We start from the raw sequence: 18,077 nt of genomic DNA, 5'->3' as shown, positions 1-18,077 counted from the left end.
GGACGAGCGGCCCCGGCGCGGGGCGTGCCCGACGCACATAGCGGCCGCGCCCGGCGATGCCACGCGGGGCGTCCGCGTCCTGAGCGACATCTGCGGCTGTCTGCACGGGATCGCGTGCGCGCGCCGCGCGGTCTATGGGGTAGGCTCGGAAACGCCTCGTCGGAGCCGGAGCCGAGGAAGAGGAAGGCCGATGAACACAACGGATCGCCGTCCCGGACATCGTCCCGGAAGCCGTCACCTGCTCGTCGCCGGAGCGGGCATCGCCAGCCTCACCCTGGCGGTCGCCCTGAAGCGGACGCATGGCCCCGCCCTCGACGTCACGGTCTGCGATCCCGGCTTGGAGGCGGGCGCCGCGCGCCATCGCGGGCGCGCCTACGCCGTCGCGGCGGGGCCGCGGCGAATGTTCGAGCAACTCGACCTGTGGCCGCGCATCGAACCGGCGGCGGAACCGATGCGCCGGCTCGTCATCAGCGACAGCCGCGTCGGCGATCCGGTGCGGCCGGTCTTCCTCACCTTCGGCGACGGGACCGAGAAGGAGAGCGCGGGCGAGCCCTTCGCGCACATGGTCGAGGCCGAGCCGATGGTGAGCGTGCTGCTCGACGCCGCCCACGCGGCGGGAGTCCGGCTCGTCACCGCCGGAATCCGCGGTGCGGTGCCGGGGCCGCGCGCGAACCGAGTCAGCTTGAGCGACGGCAGCACGGAGGAGGTGGCGCTGGTGGTTGCCGCCGACGGCGCGCGCTCGGCCCTGCGCGAGGCGGCCGGGATCGGCTGGGTCGGCTGGTCCTACCCGCAATCGGGCATCGTCGCGACGATCGGGCATGCCCGCGACCACGAGGGCCGGGCCTTCGAGCACTTCCTGCCGAGCGGCCCCTTCGCGATCCTACCGCTCAAGCCGGGGGGCGATCTCGGCCACCGCTCCTCCATCGTCTGGACCGAGCGCAGCGCCGACGTGCCGGCCCTGCTCGGCGGGGACGTCACCGAGACGCTGGCCGAGATCGAGCGCCGGTTCGGGCCCGAACTCGGCCGCATCGCCCTGGAGCACGGCCCGAGCGCCCATCCGCTGCATCTGGGCATCGCCCGCAGCTTCCGGGCCCCACGCCTCGCGCTCCTCGGGGACGCCGCCCACGTCATCCACCCGCTCGCGGGCCAGGGGCTCAATCTCGGCCTCGCCGGGGCGGCGGCGCTCGCCGAAGCCGTGACCGGCGCCCTGCGGCTCGGCCTCGACCCCGGCGCCGACGCGGTGCTGCGCGATTACGAGCAGGCCCGCCGCTTCGACAGCGTGGCGATGGCGGCGGCGACCGACGGGCTCAACCGCCTGTTCTCCAACGACAGCCTGGCGCTGCGCCTCACCCGCGATTTCGGGCTCGGCCTCGTCGATCGGATGCCGGGCCTGAAGCGCTTCTTCATCGGCCAAGCCTCCGCCCTGCGGGGCGAGACCCCGCGCCTGTTGCGGGGCGAAGCCCTGTGAGAGGAGGCCGCGCGGTCGTCAGGCCGCGCGGACGGAGGCCAGGAACCGCGCGACCTCGGCCGAGAGATGCTCGGACTGGCGCGAGAGTTCGGAGGCCGACGACAGCACCTGGGAGGCGGCCGCTCCCGTATCCTCCGACGCGCGGGCGAGGCCGACCATGTTGCTCGTCACCTCGGTCGTGCCGGCCGAGGCTTGGCCCACGCTCGACACGATCTCCTGGGTGGCCGCCCCTTGTTGCTCGACCGCCGCCGCGATGACCGTGGTGACGGCGTTGATCTCGCGAACCCGCTCCGTGACCGAGCCGATCGCGCCGACGGCTTGGCGCGTTGCGCCCTGGATCTGGCCGATCTGGCCCGAGATCTCCTCGGTCGCCCGCGCCGTCTGGCTCGCAAGCTCCTTCACCTCCGCGGCCACGACGGCGAAACCCCGGCCGGCCTCGCCGGCGCGGGCCGCCTCGATGGTGGCGTTCAGCGCCAGCAGGTTGGTCTGGCTGGCGATATTCGAGATCAAGCTCACCACGTCACCGATCTGCGAGACGGCGCCGCTGAGTTCCTGCACGAGCGCGACCGTCCGATCCGCCTCGCTGGCGGCGCGCTGCGCCAGATCCGCCGACCCCGAGACCTGCCGTCCGATCTCCTGCACGGAAGCGCCGAGTTCCTCGGAGGCGGCCGCCACCGTGTTGACGTTGACCGAGGCTTCCTCGGCCGCGGCGGCCACCGCGCCGGACTGGTTGGCGGTCTGGAACGCCGTGGTCGTCATGCTCTCGGCGGTGGCGTGCAACTCGGTGGCCGAGGCCGAGACCATGCCGACGATGCCGCCGACCGCCTGCTCGAAACGCTCGGCCATCTGCCGCATGCCGGCCTTGCGCTGCTCCTCGGCCGAGGCGCGGGCGAGTGCGCTCTCTTCCTCCAGCGCACGTGCGCGGATCAGACTGTCCTTGAAGACCTGAACGGCATCGGCAATGCGGCCGATCTCGGTCGCCTCGCCCTGATGCGCGACGCCGACGCTGAGGTCGCCGCCCGCGAGGGCCTGCATCGGCCGCACCACGGAGTCGATGCCGCGCGAGACGCCGCGGACGATGACGAGGGCGAGGCCGACCGAGAGCAGGATGGCGGCCGCGATCGCGCCGAGAACCTGAACCTTGGTCGAAGCGTAGGCATCGGTGGAAGCGATCTCGGCCGCCGCAGCGCCGTCGTTGTTGAGCTTGATCAAGGCTTCGAGTGCCAACGACGCGCGCCGCCGCGGCGGCACGGCCTCGGTTTCATACAGGGCCAGAGCCTGCGTCTTCTCGCCCTGCCGCGACAATCCCATGATCCGCTCGCTGACGCCGGTAAAAGCGCGCCATTCCTGCCGGAACGTCTCGTAGAGCTTACGCTCCTCGGGCGAGTTGATGAGCGGCTCGTAGGCGTCGGCGGCGGTATCGAGCCGCTTGCCGCGCTGATTGACGTCGTTCTCGACGGCGGCCAGGCTCTTCGCCTCCGTAGTCAGGACATGTCGCAGCAGGCTGGTGTTGTAGCGGCCGGTCAGCGCATCGACCTCTCCCACGGTGCGGACGCTGGGAAGCCAGTTTCGCTCGATGGTCTGAAGATGTCCATTGATGTGGGACAGGCCGCCGAGGCTCAGGACTCCCAATCCGAGCACCACAAGGGTGAGGATGGTGAAGCTCCCGATCAGCTTCGAGCGAATTGACGAGTTCCGGACAGGCACGACACAGCTCCCGACGCGACCTGAATTACATATGTTAGGTGGCCACGCGGAGCTTTTACCGTGAAATTGCTAACCCATGGTCACCCGCCGCAGCACCGGGATTAAAACGCGAACTGCCTTTGTTTGGATGAGAGTGTCCGGAGCCGCATCCAAAGTCACATCGTCTGCCGAGGAACGCCGCGTTGGAGGCCGGAACCATGGGGTCTTCCGCAGAAGACCGGGACAGGCCCTTCAAGACAGGCCTGCCCTTTCGACCGCGTGGGACGGAGGTGTCGGCCGCGGAGCAGATGGCCGGGAAGACGGGCCGAAGCGGGAGGGGGCCGCCGGCCTGCGGCCGGTCCCCGTTGCGGAAGCGGCCCACGGGCATTTGCGGCCACCCGGTTTTTCGTTCATGTAGCGGCACCGCGTGCCGGGCGCGTCCCGAGCGCGCCGATCTGCCACCCGAACGCATCGGGACTTTGAACTCATGGCCACACCGGAATTCGACCTCGGCGACATCAAGCGCCGCATGCAGGGCGCCGTCTCGTCCCTGAGCAAGGATCTGGGATCGCTGCGCACCGGCCGCGCGACCCCGAGCCTGCTCGATCCGATCCAGGTCGAGGCCTACGGCGCGTCGATGCCGATGGCCCAGGTCGCCACCGTCAGCGTGCCGGAGCCGCGCCTGCTCTCGATCTCGGTCTGGGACCGCTCGATGGTCACCAATGTGGAGAAGGCGATCCGCGAATCCGATCTCGGCCTCAACCCGATGACGGAGGGCCAGACCATCCGCCTGCGCATCCCTGAGATGAACGAGCAGCGCCGCAAGGAAATGGTCAAGGTCGCCCACAAATACACCGAGGAGGCCCGCGTCGCCGTGCGCCACGTCCGCCGCGACGGGCTCGACATCCTCAAGAAGCTCGAGAAGGACGGCGCCATCAGCCAGGACGACGAGAAGCGTCAGGCGGCGGACGTGCAGAAGGCCACCGACGACGCGATCGCTGAGATCGACGGCGTGCTGGCCTCGAAGGAGAAGGAAATCATGCAGGTCTGACGCCTCCGGCCTGTGTCTCCGGCCTGTATCGAACGGGACGAACGGTCGGGCCGCGACGGCTAGGGGGTGGCCAAGGGGGCCGCTGAGAAGGCGGCACAGGGTGCGCCAAAAGTGCGCTAAGGGTGCGCCAAGAGGGGGAGGCTGCGTTGGTTCGCTCGGAAGGCGCGCGGCAGATCGGGGGTACGGCGGGTGCCGCCCCCGAGGGAGCGGCGCAGCCTGCGCCGCGGCACGTCGCCATCATCATGGACGGCAACGGCCGCTGGGCCGCGAGCCGGGGCCTGCCCCGCTTCGAGGGGCACCGCCGCGGCGTCGAGGCCGTCCGCCGGGCCGTGCGCTCCGCCATAACCCTCGGCATCGACTATCTCACCGTCTACAGCTTCTCCTCCGAGAACTGGCGCCGGCCGCCCTCGGAGATCTCCGAACTGATGGGCCTGCTCAAGCTGTTCGTGCGCAGCGACCTCGCCGACCTGCACGCCAACAATGTCCGCGTCCGGGTGATCGGTGATCGGGCCGACCTGTCGGCGGACATCGCCGGACTGCTCGACGAGGCGGAGGGGCGCACCCGTGCCAATACCGGCCTGACGCTCGTCGTGGCCTTCAATTACGGCGGCCGCCAGGAGATCCTGCGCGCGGTGCGGCGCATCGCGGCAGCCGTCGCGGAGGGGCGGCTTCGGCCCGACGAGATCGAGCTCCCGACGGTTGCGGCGGCCCTCGACACCGCCGGCATCCCGGACCCGGATCTCGTCATTCGCACGTCCGGTGAGCAGCGGCTGTCGAACTTCCTGACATGGCAGACGGCCTATGCCGAGTACGTGATCGAGCCCGGCTTCTGGCCGGATTTTGACCACGACGCCTTCCTCGCCGCGCTCAGCGAGTATCACCGCCGCGACCGCCGCTTCGGCGGCCTCAGCAGCGGGGCCGGCTGATGGCGCGGGACGAAGCTCCCCCCGCGCCCGCCGGGCGCCCGCCCTTCGCCAACCGCGAATTCGGCCTGCGCGTGGCCTCGGCCCTTGTGCTCGGCGCGGCGGTGCTCGGCAGCCTGGTGATCGGCGGCTGGGCCTTCGCCGCCATCTGGCTGATCGCCGGGATCGTCGGCGCGGCCGAGTGGCTCGCCATGACCCGCTCCGAGCCGCTCCTGCCGCTTCTCGGCCTCACCGGCGCGACGTTGGTCGGCGTTCTCGCGACCGTGCTGGTCGGCACACCGCTCTGGGTGCCGCTCCTCATCCTGCTCGTCGGCGGCCTCGGCCTGTTCGCCCTCGGCCACGGTCCGGGCCGGCGCAAGCCGATCTGGGGTCTCCTCGGCGGCGCCGTGGTCGCCCTGGTGCCGACGCTGCTGCGGATCGATCCGGCGATCGGCATCGTCGGGCCGGCCTGGATGTTCGCGGTGGTCTGGTCGACCGACAGCGTCGCCTACTTCACCGGCCGCCTGATCGGCGGGCCCAAGCTGATGCCGCGCGTGAGCCCGAAGAAGACGTGGTCCGGCGCACTCGGCGGGCTTGCCGCCGGCGTGATCGGCGGGACCGCGACCCTGCTGGTTGCCCGCGCGCAGGGCTGGGACGCCCTGCCCGGCCTCTCGCCCGCCGTGGTCGCGGCGCTCAGCGGCCTCGCCTCGATCCTGTCGATGGGCGGCGACCTCGTTGAATCCGCCCTCAAGCGCCGCTACGGCGTCAAGGATTCCGGCCGCTCGATCCCCGGCCATGGCGGCGTCATGGACCGGCTCGACGGCTTCTTCGCCGTGGCACTCCTCGCCGGCCTGTGCCTCGCCGCCCTGCGGCTCCTGAATGCCTAGTGTCTCTCACAAAACTCCCGCCGCACCATCGTGCCAGGAAGAGCAACGGTCAGCGACCGGAAGTTTTGTGAGGCACTCTTGAACGGAATTGATCCCGTGAGCCTCACCGTCACCGTCCTCGGCGCCACCGGCTCGATCGGCCGCTCGACCACGGACCTCCTGTCCCAACATGCGGGCCGCTTCCGGGCCGGGGCGCTGGTCGGCGGGCGGGACGCCGCGGCGCTCGCCAAGCTCGCCCGCGAACTGAGGCCGGATTTCGCCGCTCTCGCCGACGAGAGCGCCGGCCCGGCCCTGGCCGAGGCGCTGGCCGGCTCCGGTATTCCGAACGGTGCCGGCGAGAGCGCGGTGCTGGAGGCGGTCGCCCGCAAGGCCGACATCGTGGTGGCGGCGGTGAGCGGGGCGGCGGGCCTCAAGCCCACCCACGCCGCGCTCCGGCTCGGGCGCACCATCGCGCTGGCCAACAAGGAGAGCCTCGTCTGCGCGGGCAATGCCTTCATGCGCGATGCGACCCGCTACGGCGCCCGCATCCTGCCGGTGGATTCCGAGCACAACGCGCTGGCCCAGGCCATGGGCGACGGCCGCGTGTCCGACATCGCCAAGATGACGCTGACCGCCTCGGGCGGCCCATTCCGCACCTGGACCCGCGAGCGCATCGCCGCCGCGACCCCGGCCGAGGCCGCCGCCCACCCGACCTGGTCGATGGGCATGAAGATCAACATCGATTCCGCCTCGCTGATGAACAAGGGGCTGGAGCTGATCGAGGCCCACCACCTCTTCGCCATCGAGGCCGAGCGGCTCGACGTGATCGTCCACCCGCAATCGATCGTGCACGGGCTGATCGCGTGGCGCGACGGCGCGGTGACCGCCGGACTCGCCATGCCCGACATGCGCGTGCCGATCGCCCACTGCCTCGGCCTCGGCGACCGCCTGGAGATCGCCCGCGGCCGTCCGCTCGATCTCGCCGCCACCGGCAGCCTCACCTTCGAGCCGGCGGACGAGGCGCGCTTTCCCTGCCTGCGCGTCGCCCGCGCGGCGCTGGCCGAAGGCGGCGCGGCACCCACCGTGATGAACGCCGCCAACGAAATCGCGGTCGCCGCCTTCATCCGCGGCGCGATCCCGTTCTACGGCATCGCCGAGTTGGTGGAGCGGGCGGTCGAGCACTTCGCCGCCGAGTTCCGCCGCGCCCCGGAGGACGTCGAGGAGGCGCTGGCCATCGACGCGCGGGTGCGCGCCTGGAGCCTGGAGACGGTGCCCGCCACCCGCGCCGCTGGCTGAGACCGAAATTAACCTTTACGAAGTGTTGTCGGGGATGGACGGCCCGGCTGCACCGGTCGCGGGCGCGATTACATCTCGCACTCGAACGTGAGGCGTGCGACGATCCGCAACTTGCCGGCTGGGGGCCCGCTCTGCCAGGGCGGACGGTCAAGACCGGATTCGCGCTCCACGTGCACGGATCTCCCAACGCGTATCGCGGCCTGAAGGATGATGGCCATGGAATTTTTGAGCGGAATGGGCGGAAACGCCGCCGGCTTCTTCGGCGCGGTGATCCCGTTCCTGATCGTGCTGACGATCGTCGTGTTCGTGCACGAGATGGGCCATTTCCTGGTCGGGCGCTGGTGCGGGGTCGGCGTCACCGCCTTCTCCATCGGCTTCGGCCCTGAGGTCGTCGGCTTCACCGACCGGCGGGGGACCCGCTGGAAGCTCTCCGCGATCCCGCTCGGCGGCTACGTGAAATTCGTCGGCGATGCCAACGGCGCCAGCGTGCCCGATCCCGAGGCGGTCGCCCGCATGGACCCGCACGAGCGGGCGATCAGCTTCCCGACCCAGCCGGTCGCCAAGCGCGCGGCCATCGTCGCCGCCGGCCCCATCGCCAACTTCATCCTGGCGATCGCCGTCTTCGCCGGCGCGATCTATTTCAGCGGCCGCTATGAGACGCCGGCCCGCGTTGAGGCGGTGCAGCCCAACAGCGCCGCCGCGCGGGCGGGCTTCCAACCCGGCGACGTGATCCGCTCGATCGACGGCCAGCCGGTCAAGACCTTCAACCAGATGCAGCGCGTCGTCTCGGCCGCCGCCGGCTCCTCCCTGTCGATCACCGTCGATCGCGGGAGCGAGGTGCAGACGCTGACCGCCGTGCCGGACATGATCGAGGAGCGCACGCCCTTCGGCCGCCACCGCTTCGGCCGCCTGGGCATCAACGGGCCGAAGGCCGACGCGGCCAAACTGGTGCATTACGGCCCGTTCGAATCCCTGAAACTGGGCGTCCACGAGACGGCCTTCGTCGTGGAGCGCACCTTCGACTACATCGGCAAGCTCGTTACCGGCCGCGAATCCGCCGACCAACTCTCCGGCCCGATTGGCATCGCCCGGGTCTCCGGCGAGGTCGCGCGCGTCGGCGGCGTCGGCGGGCTGATCGGGCTGGTCGCGCTGCTCTCGGTCTCGATCGGCCTCCTCAACCTGTTCCCGATCCCGCTCCTCGATGGCGGACACCTGATGTTCTACGCCTTCGAAGCGGTGCGCGGCCGCCCCTTGAGCGAGCGGGCGCAGGAGATCGGCTTCCGCATCGGGTTGGCCTTCGTGCTGATGCTGATGCTGTTCGCGGCCTGGAACGACATCCTCAACCTGGGCGCCTCGCTGAGCCAGCGCGGCACCTGATGCCGGGGGCCTCCCCACCGCGATCGGCTGCCCGAATCGACGGCCCGGCGAACCCGCTGGGCCGTTCGCGTTCAGGGTTAACGCCGGCTTCCCGCAATTGGAACACGAACCGGAAAGTCGTGTTCGGCATCATATTTACGCCCTATTCACGCTAATCTGAGATCGCTCGTAAAGGCGCTTCGCCGTTAAGTGGCGCGAAGGCCACGACCCCCCAAAATCCCGGTATGTCGGACGGCCCTCGCGTTTGCTTCGTGGGGGAATCCCGATACAAGCGTGGCCGGGACCAGAGGGCGGCGAGCCTTAAGGGCGGCCGCCCGCGGGTGCGAACCCGTGCTGAGATAAAAAGAGACGGGCGATTACATGATGTCGATGACGGGAAAGCGCCGGCGAAAGTCGGCGGAGCGTGCCATCGTTCTGGTCGCCACCGCCGCCAGCGTGATCCTCGGCGGCGCGGCCGCACAGGCGCAGCAGATCGTCGTCGAAGGCAACCGCCGTGTCGACGCCGACACCATCCGCTCCTACGTCACCGGCACCGCCTCCGGATCGCCCGAGGAGGCGCGGCGCAATCTTCTCGCCACCGGCCTCTTCTCCGACGTGCAGGTCTCCGGCCGCGGCGGCACCACCGTGGTGCGCGTGCGTGAGAACAACGTGGTCGGCCGCGTCTTCTTCGAGGGCAACAAGAAGGTCGAGAAGGCCACGCTCGAGAGCGTCGTCGAGACCAAGGACCGCGGCGCCCTGAGCCCGGCGGTGATCGCCGCCGACGTCGAGCGCATCCGCGATGTCTACAAGCGCTCGGGCCGCGGCACCGCCAAGGTCAGCTACCGCACCGTCGACCTGCCCACCGGCCGCGCGGACGTCGTCTTCACCATCGACGAGGGCGACAAGACCGGTATCCGCGCCATCAACTTCGTCGGCAACAGCGTCTACTCGGAGCGGACCCTCAAAGGTCTGATGTCCTCCTCCGAGATGAACTTCCTCTCGTTCATCAAGACCTCCGACGTCTACGATCCCGACCGTATCTCGGCCGATCTCGACGTCGTGCGCCGCTACTACCTCAAGAACGGCTACGCCGACTTCCGCGTCGTGAATGCCGATGCCCGCTACGTCGAGGCCGGCGAGGAGACCGGCTGGGTCATCACCGTTACCGTCGAGGAAGGCGCGCAGTACACCGTCGGCGCCGTGGCCGTCGATCCGCGCATCGCCGGCATCGATCGCGAGGCGCTCGACGGGCAGATCCGCGCCCAGGTCGGCGACGTCTACAACGCCGAGGATGTCGAGAAGACGCTCGTCGGCGTCACCAACGAGGTCAACCGCCAGGGCTATCCCTTCGCCCAGGTGCGCCCCACCGGCCAGCGCGACCGCGCCACCCATCAGGTGGCCCTCGGCTTCGTGGTCGAGGACGGCCCGCGCGTCTACGTCGAGCGCATCAACATCCGCGGCAACACCCGCACCCGCGACTACGTCATCCGCCGCGAACTCGATCTCACCGAGGGCGATGCCTATAACCGCGTGCTGGTCGACCGGGCCGAGCGCCGCCTCAACGGCCTGGGCTTCTTCAAGAAGGTCCGCTTCTCCAACGAGCCCGGCACGGCGCCGGACCGGGTGATCGTCAACATCGACGTCGAGGATCAGCCCACGGGTTCGTTCTCGGTGGCGGGCGGCTACTCCACCCAGGACGGCATCATCGGCGAGGTCTCGGTCTCCGAGTCGAACTTCCTCGGCCGCGGCCAGTACGTGCGCCTCGCGGTGCAGGGCGGCCAGTACGCCCGCGGTATCGACTTCTCCTTCACCGAGCCGTACTTCCTCGGCTACCGCCTCGCGGCCGGCTTCGACGCCTTCTACAAATATTCCGACCTGACCCGCTGGTCGCGCTACGAGACGACCGTCTACGGCGGTCAGCTCCGCCTCGGCCTGCCGATCACCGAGGAGTTCGGCGTCACCTTCCGCTACTCGCTCTACAACACCGAGCTGCGGGTTCCGAACACCATCAAGCGTCCGTATAACGACTGCTCGGTGGCGATCCCCGGCTACACCGCCATCAACCCGGCCGGAACGATCGATCCGTCGAGCGGGCGTGACGTCGGCGGCCTTCCGGCTTACCCGACTTGCGCCTATGACGGCGAGGCCTCGATCGCGCTCAAGGGCCAGCAGGGCAACGTGCTGACCTCGCTGGCCGGTGTCACCCTGGCCTACTCGACCCTCGACAACCTGCAGCGGCCCACCAACGGCTTCTACGGCGAGTTGAAGCCCGACATCGCCGGCATCGGCGGCGACTCCAAGTTCTTCCGCGTGACGGGCGACGCCCGCTACTACAAGGAACTGTGGGAGGACGTGGTCGGCTTCGTGCGCCTCCAGGGCGGTCACATCTCGGCGCTGGACAACCAGCCGCTGCGCATCACCGACCAGTTCTTCCTCGGCCCGTCGCTGGTCCGCGGCTTCGCACCGAACGGCCTCGGCCCGCGCGACGTCGGTATCGCCGATGCCCGCTCCAACGCCATCGGCGGCACGACCTACTTCGGTGCCACGGTCGAAGTTCAGTTCCCGATCTGGGGCCTGCCCAAGGACCTCGGCCTGAAGGGCGCGGTCTTCGCCGATGCCGGTACGCTGTTCGGCTATGACGGCCGCCGCAACTTCGACGTGAACCGCGACGGCTTCATCAACGGCTTCGCGCCGGGATCGGGCTGCAACTACACGAACTTCGGCGCCAGCGCGATCAAGGTCGAGCCCGAGTGCGTGAACGTCCGCGACAAGGCGACGATCCGCTCCTCGGTCGGTGCCTCGATCCTGTGGAACTCGCCGCTCGGCCCGATCCGCTTCGACTACGCCTACGCGCTGTCCAAGGACGAGGGTGTCCAGACGGCTCTGGGCAAGGTCGGCAAGGACCAAACCCAGGCGTTCCGCTTCTCCGGCGGCTCGCGCTTCTGATCCACGACACGCTCGCTTGAGGGAGCCGCGTCCGACCGTCACCGGTCGGGCGCGGCTCTTTCGTTTTGTCGCATGCCCTCCGCTCCGCTCCGGGCGGGTGCCCCTTCCAGCGAAGAGCGCTATAGCGGCGCTCGGACCCCTACCCTGCCAGCCTCGTCGAACCGCATGTCAGAACCCGTCTTCATCGCGCCGAAAGGCGGCCTGACCCTCGGCGCCGTGGCCGAAGCCTGCGGCGTGCCGCTCCCCGAGGGCACCGACCCGGCGCAGGCGGTGACCGGGGCCGCGCCGCTCGAAACCGCGGGGCCGAGCGAACTCGCCTACATGGACAACGCCCGCTACGGCGACGCCCTGGCCGCGACGCGGGCGCTGGTCTGCCTCGTCTCGCCGCGCTTCGCCCCGCGCGTTCCGTCCGGCACGATCGCCCTCGTCACTCGCGATCCCTACCGGGCCTATGCCGGGCTGCTGGCCCATCTCTACGAGGAGGCGATGCGGCCGGGCTCGCTGTTTGCCGCGAGCGGAATCTCCCCCGGTGCCCATGTCCATCCGCAGGCGCGGCTGGAGGACGGCGTGCGCGTCGATCCCGGTGCCGTCGTCGGCCCCGGCGCCGAGATCGGCTCCGGTACGGTGCTCGGCCCCAACGCCGTGATCGGGCCGAACGTGCGGGTCGGCCGCGACTGTTCCATCGGTGCAGGCGCGACCCTGACCCACGCGCTCGTCGGCAACCGCGTCATCGTCCATCCCGGCGCCCGGATCGGCCAGGACGGGTTCGGCTTCGCCATGGGCGCGGGTGGCCACCTCAAGGTGCCGCAGGTCGGTCGCGTCATCATCCAGGACGATGTCGAGATCGGCGCCAACACCACCATCGATCGGGGCGCCTCGCGCGACACGGTGGTCGGCGAGGGCACCAAGATCGATAACCTCGTGCAGATCGCCCACAACGTGGTGATCGGCCGCCACTGCGTGATCGTCTCCGGCGTCGGCATCTCCGGCTCGACCACGCTGGAGGACTATGTGGTGCTCGGCGGCCAGGTCGGCGTCGTCGGCCACCTGCGCATCGGCATGGGCTCGCAGATCGCCGGCTCTTCCAACGTCAACCGTGACGTTCCGCCGGGCTCGCGCTGGGGCGGCACGCCGGCCAAGCCGGTGCGGACGTGGTTTCGCGAGATGACGACGCTGGCCCGCCTCGCCGAGCGCTCGGGCAAGGACGAGGCGGAGGGGTAGCTTCAGGGCCTTGCCCTGAGCCCCGCCAAAGGGCTTGCCCTTGGGGAACCCGTGACCGGCGGTCAGGCGGTTTCGAACAGGGTCCGGATCTCCGGCGAGGCCGCCCAGTGCTCGATCCGGTGGCAGGTCAGGGTCTCGCGCGGCTGCGCCCGATAGATCGCGAGGCTTTCCGCGACGAAGGCGTCGAGGCCGAACGTCTCAGGGGCAGCGCCCCGGCGCTGGCGCCGCTTGAACACCGTCGAGCCGGCCACGCCGTAGAGCATCGCCACCGGCGGGTAGACCGGCCAGATCGCGTCATCGAGCAGCGCGTCCGGGGCGTAGGCCTCGACCGCGACCGAACGCGGCGCGATGCCGGCCTCGCGGAGCAGCCGCGCGGCGATATCGCCGAGCACGCTCAGGCGCGGATGGTTGATGTTGTGCATGAACTGGCCGCCGCGCGACCAGCGCAGCAGGTCGTCTGAGAGATCGAAATTGATCGCCCGGCTCGATGCGATCAGGTCCGCCGCGGCGAGATCCCAGGCGTCGAGATAGCCGAGCTGCGAAAAGACGGCTTCGCGGAACAGTCCGACGATCCGCTCCTGCGGCAAGCCCTTGAGGAAGCCGAACAGGGTGATCGCCGAATGGTAGCTGCCGAGCGGTGACGGCACCAGCTTCACCCGCGCCACCGAGGCGAGATCGCCGACATAGACCGCGTCCGGATGGAAGGCGGTGAAGACGATCGAGGGGAAGAGCCGCATCCGCGGCAGCCGTTCGCGCAGGGCGTCCGACCCGCCCTCAGGGAAGAAGCCCGCCGGGAAGGGCTGGGAAAAGACGTGATCGCACGCCTTGAGCGTCGCCGCGAAGGCGTCGAGGCTTTGCCGCCCCCGGCCCAGGGTGCTCATCGGAATCAGCCGCACCCGCGCTCCCGGCGCGAGGATGCGCACGGCCTCGGCCACGCCCTTGGCCTGGCAATTGCCGATCACCGCGATCCGGGGACCGTTCAGGCCGCGCTCGTCCGGCCCAAGCCGCCCGGTCCAGGATCGAGGGACGGCGGCGAGCAGCCGCGGAAGCCGGAGGGCCAAGGCGGCGCGCCTATTCGCGCCGCAGCAGGCGGTCGACGACGAAGTCGGACCAGAAGCCGGCGCGGAAGTTCCGCGTCACGGCCTGCGGATCGTAAGCATGCTCGACCCACTCCAGGAAACTCTGCCCGCGCGCCTCGCCCTCGCGGAGATAGGTGGCGAAGAACGCGTCGAGGATGCCGGTCTTGGCGAAGCGGAAATGGCCGTAGCGCGGCGAGAGCTGGCGCAGGGCCTCGCGCACCGGCCGGCCCTCGTGCAGGATCAGGAACAGGGTGGCGGCCAGCCCGGCCCGGTCCGCCCCCGACTTGCAGTGCATCACCGCCGGGTATTCGAGGCCGGCGAAGAAATCGCGGGCGGTGAGCAGGGTCTCACGGGAAGGCGCCTCGCGGGAGCGCAGCACGAACTCGACGAGCGTCAGCCCCTGCCGCTCGCAGGCCTCGCGCTGGAGCGGCCAGGAGCCGTGCTCGCGCCCGCCGCGCAGCGACACGATCGTGCGCACGCCCTGGCGCTTGAACCAGGCGAGTTGGTGCGGCGTCGGCTGGGCCGAGCGCCAGACCAGCCCGGTGCCGATCCGGTGCCGGTTGGGATAGGCGAGGCGGAAGATCCCATGATCGACGAGCAGCATGTTCGCCCAGGCCTTCGCCCGGGAGACGGAGCCGTCGATCGGCCGCTCGAACTTCGCGATGCGGGCCATGCGCCGCGCATATCGGGTCTCGGGAGGAAGGAAGCGGTTGAACACGGATCGCTGCGAGAGGCCTATCGGAGCGTTCCTCTAACAGTCTGCGATTCGGGCGACAACGCGCACCGTCTCGGCCCGTTGCCGAACCCAACCCTTTGCCAGCATCATGCGCGGCCCGTTGGCAATCGGAGCCCGCAATGACGACGAACACGGTGAGCCTGCGCTGTGCCCGCCCTGCGGATGCCGCCGGCCTCTCGGCGGTGTTCGATGCCGCGTGGCGCGAGGCCTATCAGGGGATCATCCCAGGGATCGCCCTGGAGCGCTTCCTCGCCCGCCGCGGGCCCGAGACGTGGCGCGGCATGATCGGCGGCCGGGGTCTCGTCGTCGCCGCCTTCGGCGAGCAGATCGCGGGGTACGCCGCCTACGGTCGGGCGCGCGATCGCAGCCTGCGGGCCGACGGCGAGATCACCGAACTCTACATCGCCCCGGAATTCCAGGGCCTGGGGCTCGGCACCCGCCTGTTCCGGGCGGTGCGCAACGACCTGATCGACCGCGGCCTCACCCGCATCGGCGTCTGGGCGTTGGCCGACAATCCCCGCGCCTGCCGCTTCTACGCATCCCTGGGCGGCGTCGCCGGCCCGGAGGCGGTCGAGCACCTCTCCGGCATCGGCCTACCGAAAATCGGCTACCTGTTCGCCTGATCGCCGACCCGAGCCCGTCCCGCCGCGAGGGCTTACCCCCGCACCCCGCAGCGCGAAAGAGGGAGATCGGGACGCCGCTTCATCGGACAGACCGGCAATTTATAGCACGGGACAGCGGAGGACGCGCCAACTTGGCCGGAGGACCGATTTCATTTCCCCCCTGCGCAATCTAAGACATCGGACGATGGGTGCGGCACCGTGAGCCGCCCCCGCACGATGCTTCCGCCGGACGGGGCGACGCGTCCGACGGCCGGATTTCAGAGAGCACAGGCCCATGGATATCAACGCCATCTCGATCGGCAAGAATCCGCCGGAAGACGTCAACGTCATCATCGAGGTTCCGCTCGGCGGCGAGCCGATCAAGTACGAGATGGACAAGGATGCCGGCACGCTCGTCGTCGACCGGTTCCTCTACACGCCGATGTTCTATCCGGGGAATTACGGCTTCATTCCCCACACCCGCTCGGGCGACGGCGATCCCTGCGACGTGCTGGTGGCCAACACCCGCGCGATCATTCCGGGCGCGATCATCTCGGTGCGCCCGGTGGGCGTGCTGGTGATGGAGGATGACGGCGGCGAGGACGAGAAGATCATCGCCGTGCCCTCGCGCAAGCTGACCCAGCGCTACAACCGGATCGACAACTACACCGATCTGCCCGAAATCACGGTCAGCCAGATCCAGCACTTCTTCGAGCACTACAAGGATCTCGAGCCCGGCAAATGGGTGAAGGTCGTACGCTGGGGCGACAAGGCGGAGGCCCAGCGCCTCATCCTCGAAGGCATCGAGCGCGAGAAGGCCCAGAAGACCAAGGCCGGCTGATTTTTTCATGCCGTCGTGAGCGACAACGGTCATTCGACCCGGCCGATGTCGCTCACGCTCCCTCTCCCCGCACGCGGGGCGAGGGGCTTCCAGGCAGGAACCCGCCGGCTACGGCACCACGCGGGTCGAGACCGAGGCACCCGTCAGGATCGCGTTGATCGAACTGGGCGCATGCACCGAGCCCACCACGATGGTGAGCCGGCTCTCGCGGGCGAGCGCGAAGGCCGCGGTGTCCATCACCTTGAGATCGCGGGCGATGGCCTCGTCGTGGGTGATGCGATCGTAGCGGACGGCGTCCGGATCGCGCTTCGGGTCCGCCGAGTAGACGCCGTCCACCTGGGTCGCCTTCAGTACGGCGTCGCAGCGCAGCTCCGCCGCGCGCAGCACCGCCGCCGTATCGGTGGTGAAGTAGGGATTGCCGGTGCCGCCCGCGAGCACGACCACTTGGCCCTTGTCGAGGTGGTGCAGCGCCGGCTGGCGGGCATAGGTCTCGCAGATCGTCGGCATCGACACCGCCGACATGGTCCGCGCCTGCACGCCCGCGGCGTTGAGCGCGGTCTCGATCGCCAGCGAGTTCATCACGGTCGCCATCATGCCGAGCGAGTCGCCGGTCGCCCGGTCGATCCAGCCGGCTTGAGAGATGCGCGCGCCGCGGATCAGGTTGCCGCCGCCGACCACCACCGCGATCTGGACCCCGCGCGCGACCGTGGCGGCGATGTCCTCGGCCAGACCCGCGAGCATCGGCGGATGGAGCCAGTAGCCGTCGGGGGCGGCGAGCGCCTCGCCGGACAGCTTCACGAGGACTCGGCGGTAGGGCGTCGTCTCCGGCATCGGATCCTCGTCGGCTCGGGCTGGTCGCGCCGCGGCTTCTAGCAACACGGGAGCCCGAACGTCGAGGGGCGGCGGCATTCCTGCCGCCGCCCCTCGAGACGACCTGTGAGGATCGGTGATGATGCGCGCCGTGTACCGGCTCTCACACCTTGCCGGACCGCGCCCTCTCAGGCCGATCCGGCTTCCCTTCGGCGAGAGTGTTTAGCGCGACATGCTCGCGACTTCGGCGGCGAAGTCCGGGCCCTCTTCCTTCTCGATGCCCTCGCCGAGCGCGTAGCGGACGAAGCCCTTGATCGCGACCTCGCCGCCGGCCTTGCCCGCGGCTTCCTTGAGCACCTGGGTGATGGTCTTGGAGCTGTCGTGGACGAAGGGCTGCTCCAGGAGGGTGACCTCCTTGTAGTAGCTCTTCAGGCCGCTCTCGACGATCTTGGCCATCACGTGGTCCGGCTTGCCAGCGTTCTTCTCGCGCAGGATGTTCGACTCGCGCTCGACCACGGCCTGATCGACGCCGGAGGCGTCGAGCGCCACCGGGCTGGTGGCGGCGATGTGCATGGCGATCTGGCGGCCGAGCGACGAGAGGACCTCGACGTCACCCTCGGATTCGAGCGCGACGAGCACACCGATCTTGCCGAGGCCCTCGCTGATCTGGCCGTGGACGTAGGAGGCGATCACGCCCTTGCTCACTTCGAGCTTCTCGACGCGGCGCAGGGTCATGTTCTCGCCGATGGTGGCGATCAGGTTCGAGAGCTTCTCCTGCACCGTCTCGGACGAGCCGGGGAAAGTCGCGGCCTGGAGGCCCTCAAGGGTGCCGTCGGTGTTGAGCGCGAGCTTGGCGGCCTCGCGGGCGAAGGCCTGGAAGCCGTCGTTGCGGGCGACGAAGTCGGTCTCGGAGTTCACCTCGACGATGGCGGCGTGACGGCCGGCGGACTCGACGGCGACGAGGCCCTCGGCGGCGACGCGGCCGGCCTTCTTGGCGGCCTTGGCGAGACCCTTCTTGCGCAGCCAGTCCACCGCCGCTTCGAGGTCGCCGTTGGTCTCGTTGAGCGCGCCCTTGCAATCCATCATGCCGGCGCCGGTCTTTTCGCGAAGCTCCTTCACGAGTGCGGCGGTGATGTTGGCCATGGCGATCCTCTCGGGGTCTGGAATTGCGGGTCTTGAAGCGAATGAGCCCGGCGCTCGTTGAAAGCACCGGGCTT

General features: G+C 69.7%; 15 protein-coding genes. 10 read left to right on the top strand and 5 right to left on the bottom strand.

Annotated elements, in window-relative coordinates:
• Positions 1–190: 190 nt before the first annotated feature.
• A complete protein-coding gene (locus LPC10_RS10625) occupies positions 191–1,468 on the top strand; it encodes an FAD-dependent monooxygenase (protein WP_231346647.1) in 1,278 nt (425 codons plus the stop codon).
• A gap of 18 nt (positions 1,469–1,486) precedes the next feature.
• Here LPC10_RS10625 and LPC10_RS10620 read toward each other — a convergent pair whose 3' ends face one another.
• A complete protein-coding gene (locus LPC10_RS10620; RefSeq protein WP_231346646.1) occupies positions 1,487–3,175 on the bottom strand; it encodes a methyl-accepting chemotaxis protein in 1,689 nt (562 codons plus the stop codon).
• A 466-nt stretch (positions 3,176–3,641) separates the two neighbouring features.
• On the opposite strand from LPC10_RS10620, the gene frr reads away from it, so the two are divergent.
• From frr to lpxD, 7 genes are all read left to right on the top strand, one after another.
• Positions 3,642–4,205 (top strand): ribosome recycling factor, encoded by a 564-nt coding sequence (frr, locus tag LPC10_RS10615; protein ID WP_017485443.1) that lies wholly within the window; start codon positions 3,642–3,644, stop codon positions 4,203–4,205.
• A 146-nt stretch (positions 4,206–4,351) separates the two neighbouring features.
• Positions 4,352–5,131 carry an isoprenyl transferase gene (locus tag LPC10_RS10610; protein ID WP_231346645.1) on the top strand — a complete coding sequence of 260 codons (780 nt, stop codon included), beginning with the start codon at positions 4,352–4,354 and terminating at the stop codon, positions 5,129–5,131.
• A complete protein-coding gene (locus LPC10_RS10605; RefSeq protein WP_231346644.1) occupies positions 5,131–5,994 on the top strand; it encodes a phosphatidate cytidylyltransferase in 864 nt (287 codons plus the stop codon). Before LPC10_RS10610 ends, LPC10_RS10605 begins: the two co-directional genes overlap by 1 nt.
• A 96-nt stretch (positions 5,995–6,090) precedes the next feature.
• Positions 6,091–7,269 carry a 1-deoxy-D-xylulose-5-phosphate reductoisomerase gene (gene dxr / locus LPC10_RS10600; RefSeq protein WP_231346643.1) on the top strand — a complete coding sequence of 393 codons (1,179 nt, stop codon included), beginning with the start codon at positions 6,091–6,093 and terminating at the stop codon, positions 7,267–7,269.
• Positions 7,270–7,485: 216 nt separating this feature from the next.
• Positions 7,486–8,646, top strand: a complete 1,161-nt coding sequence (gene rseP / locus LPC10_RS10595; protein WP_231346642.1) for an RIP metalloprotease RseP — start codon at positions 7,486–7,488, stop codon at positions 8,644–8,646.
• Between the two features lie 360 nt (positions 8,647–9,006).
• Positions 9,007–11,571, top strand: a complete 2,565-nt coding sequence (gene bamA / locus LPC10_RS10590) for an outer membrane protein assembly factor BamA (RefSeq protein ID WP_231346641.1) — start codon at positions 9,007–9,009, stop codon at positions 11,569–11,571.
• Between the two features lie 165 nt (positions 11,572–11,736).
• Positions 11,737–12,792 carry a UDP-3-O-(3-hydroxymyristoyl)glucosamine N-acyltransferase gene (gene lpxD, locus LPC10_RS10585; RefSeq protein ID WP_231346640.1) on the top strand — a complete coding sequence of 352 codons (1,056 nt, stop codon included), beginning with the start codon at positions 11,737–11,739 and terminating at the stop codon, positions 12,790–12,792.
• Between the two features lie 62 nt (positions 12,793–12,854).
• Here lpxD and LPC10_RS10580 read toward each other — a convergent pair whose 3' ends face one another.
• A complete protein-coding gene (locus LPC10_RS10580; RefSeq protein WP_231346639.1) occupies positions 12,855–13,853 on the bottom strand; it encodes a WcbI family polysaccharide biosynthesis putative acetyltransferase in 999 nt (332 codons plus the stop codon).
• A 10-nt stretch (positions 13,854–13,863) separates the two neighbouring features.
• Positions 13,864–14,589, bottom strand: a complete 726-nt coding sequence (locus LPC10_RS10575) for a tyrosine-protein phosphatase (protein ID WP_231346638.1) — start codon at positions 14,587–14,589, stop codon at positions 13,864–13,866.
• A 137-nt stretch (positions 14,590–14,726) separates the two neighbouring features.
• Here LPC10_RS10575 and LPC10_RS10570 point away from each other — a divergent pair, with 137 nt between their 5' ends.
• Both LPC10_RS10570 and ppa read left to right on the top strand, forming a co-directional pair.
• Positions 14,727–15,230: a GNAT family N-acetyltransferase gene (locus LPC10_RS10570; RefSeq protein WP_231346637.1), complete on the top strand. Its 504-nt coding sequence runs from the start codon at positions 14,727–14,729 to the stop codon at positions 15,228–15,230.
• 274 nt (positions 15,231–15,504) lie between these two features.
• Positions 15,505–16,050, top strand: coding sequence for an inorganic diphosphatase (gene ppa, locus LPC10_RS10565; protein ID WP_231346636.1), 546 nt, complete (start codon positions 15,505–15,507; stop codon positions 16,048–16,050).
• A 108-nt stretch (positions 16,051–16,158) separates the two neighbouring features.
• Here ppa and pyrH read toward each other — a convergent pair whose 3' ends face one another.
• Both pyrH and tsf read right to left on the bottom strand, forming a co-directional pair.
• A complete protein-coding gene (pyrH, locus tag LPC10_RS10560) occupies positions 16,159–16,881 on the bottom strand; it encodes a UMP kinase (protein WP_166059212.1) in 723 nt (240 codons plus the stop codon).
• Positions 16,882–17,082: 201 nt separating this feature from the next.
• On the bottom strand, positions 17,083–18,003 hold the full coding sequence (gene tsf, locus LPC10_RS10555; protein WP_231346635.1) for a translation elongation factor Ts: 921 nt from the start codon (positions 18,001–18,003) through the stop codon (positions 17,083–17,085).
• Positions 18,004–18,077: the final 74 nt, after the last annotated feature.

Origin of the sequence: Methylorubrum sp. B1-46, assembly GCF_021117295.1 — a bacterium.
In the GTDB taxonomy this organism is placed as follows: Bacteria; Pseudomonadota; Alphaproteobacteria; order Rhizobiales; family Beijerinckiaceae; genus Methylobacterium.
This window is presented reverse-complemented; position numbering and strand designations above follow the sequence as displayed.

What these genes read in the sequence shown, in the direction of transcription:
- bamA (WP_231346641.1), top strand. Translation starts at nt 9,007, where the DNA reads ATGATGTCGATGACGGGAAAGCGCCGGCGAAAGTCGGCGGAGCGTGCC.
- rseP (WP_231346642.1), top strand. Translation starts at nt 7,486, where the DNA reads ATGGAATTTTTGAGCGGAATGGGCGGAAACGCCGCCGGCTTCTTCGGC.
- tsf (WP_231346635.1), bottom strand. Translation starts at nt 18,003, where the DNA reads ATGGCCAACATCACCGCCGCACTCGTGAAGGAGCTTCGCGAAAAGACC.
- LPC10_RS10605 (WP_231346644.1), top strand. Translation starts at nt 5,131, where the DNA reads ATGGCGCGGGACGAAGCTCCCCCCGCGCCCGCCGGGCGCCCGCCCTTC.
- pyrH (WP_166059212.1), bottom strand. Translation starts at nt 16,881, where the DNA reads ATGCCGGAGACGACGCCCTACCGCCGAGTCCTCGTGAAGCTGTCCGGC.
- ppa (WP_231346636.1), top strand. Translation starts at nt 15,505, where the DNA reads ATGGATATCAACGCCATCTCGATCGGCAAGAATCCGCCGGAAGACGTC.
- frr (WP_017485443.1), top strand. Translation starts at nt 3,642, where the DNA reads ATGGCCACACCGGAATTCGACCTCGGCGACATCAAGCGCCGCATGCAG.
- LPC10_RS10625 (WP_231346647.1), top strand. Translation starts at nt 191, where the DNA reads ATGAACACAACGGATCGCCGTCCCGGACATCGTCCCGGAAGCCGTCAC.
- LPC10_RS10570 (WP_231346637.1), top strand. Translation starts at nt 14,727, where the DNA reads ATGACGACGAACACGGTGAGCCTGCGCTGTGCCCGCCCTGCGGATGCC.
- lpxD (WP_231346640.1), top strand. Translation starts at nt 11,737, where the DNA reads ATGTCAGAACCCGTCTTCATCGCGCCGAAAGGCGGCCTGACCCTCGGC.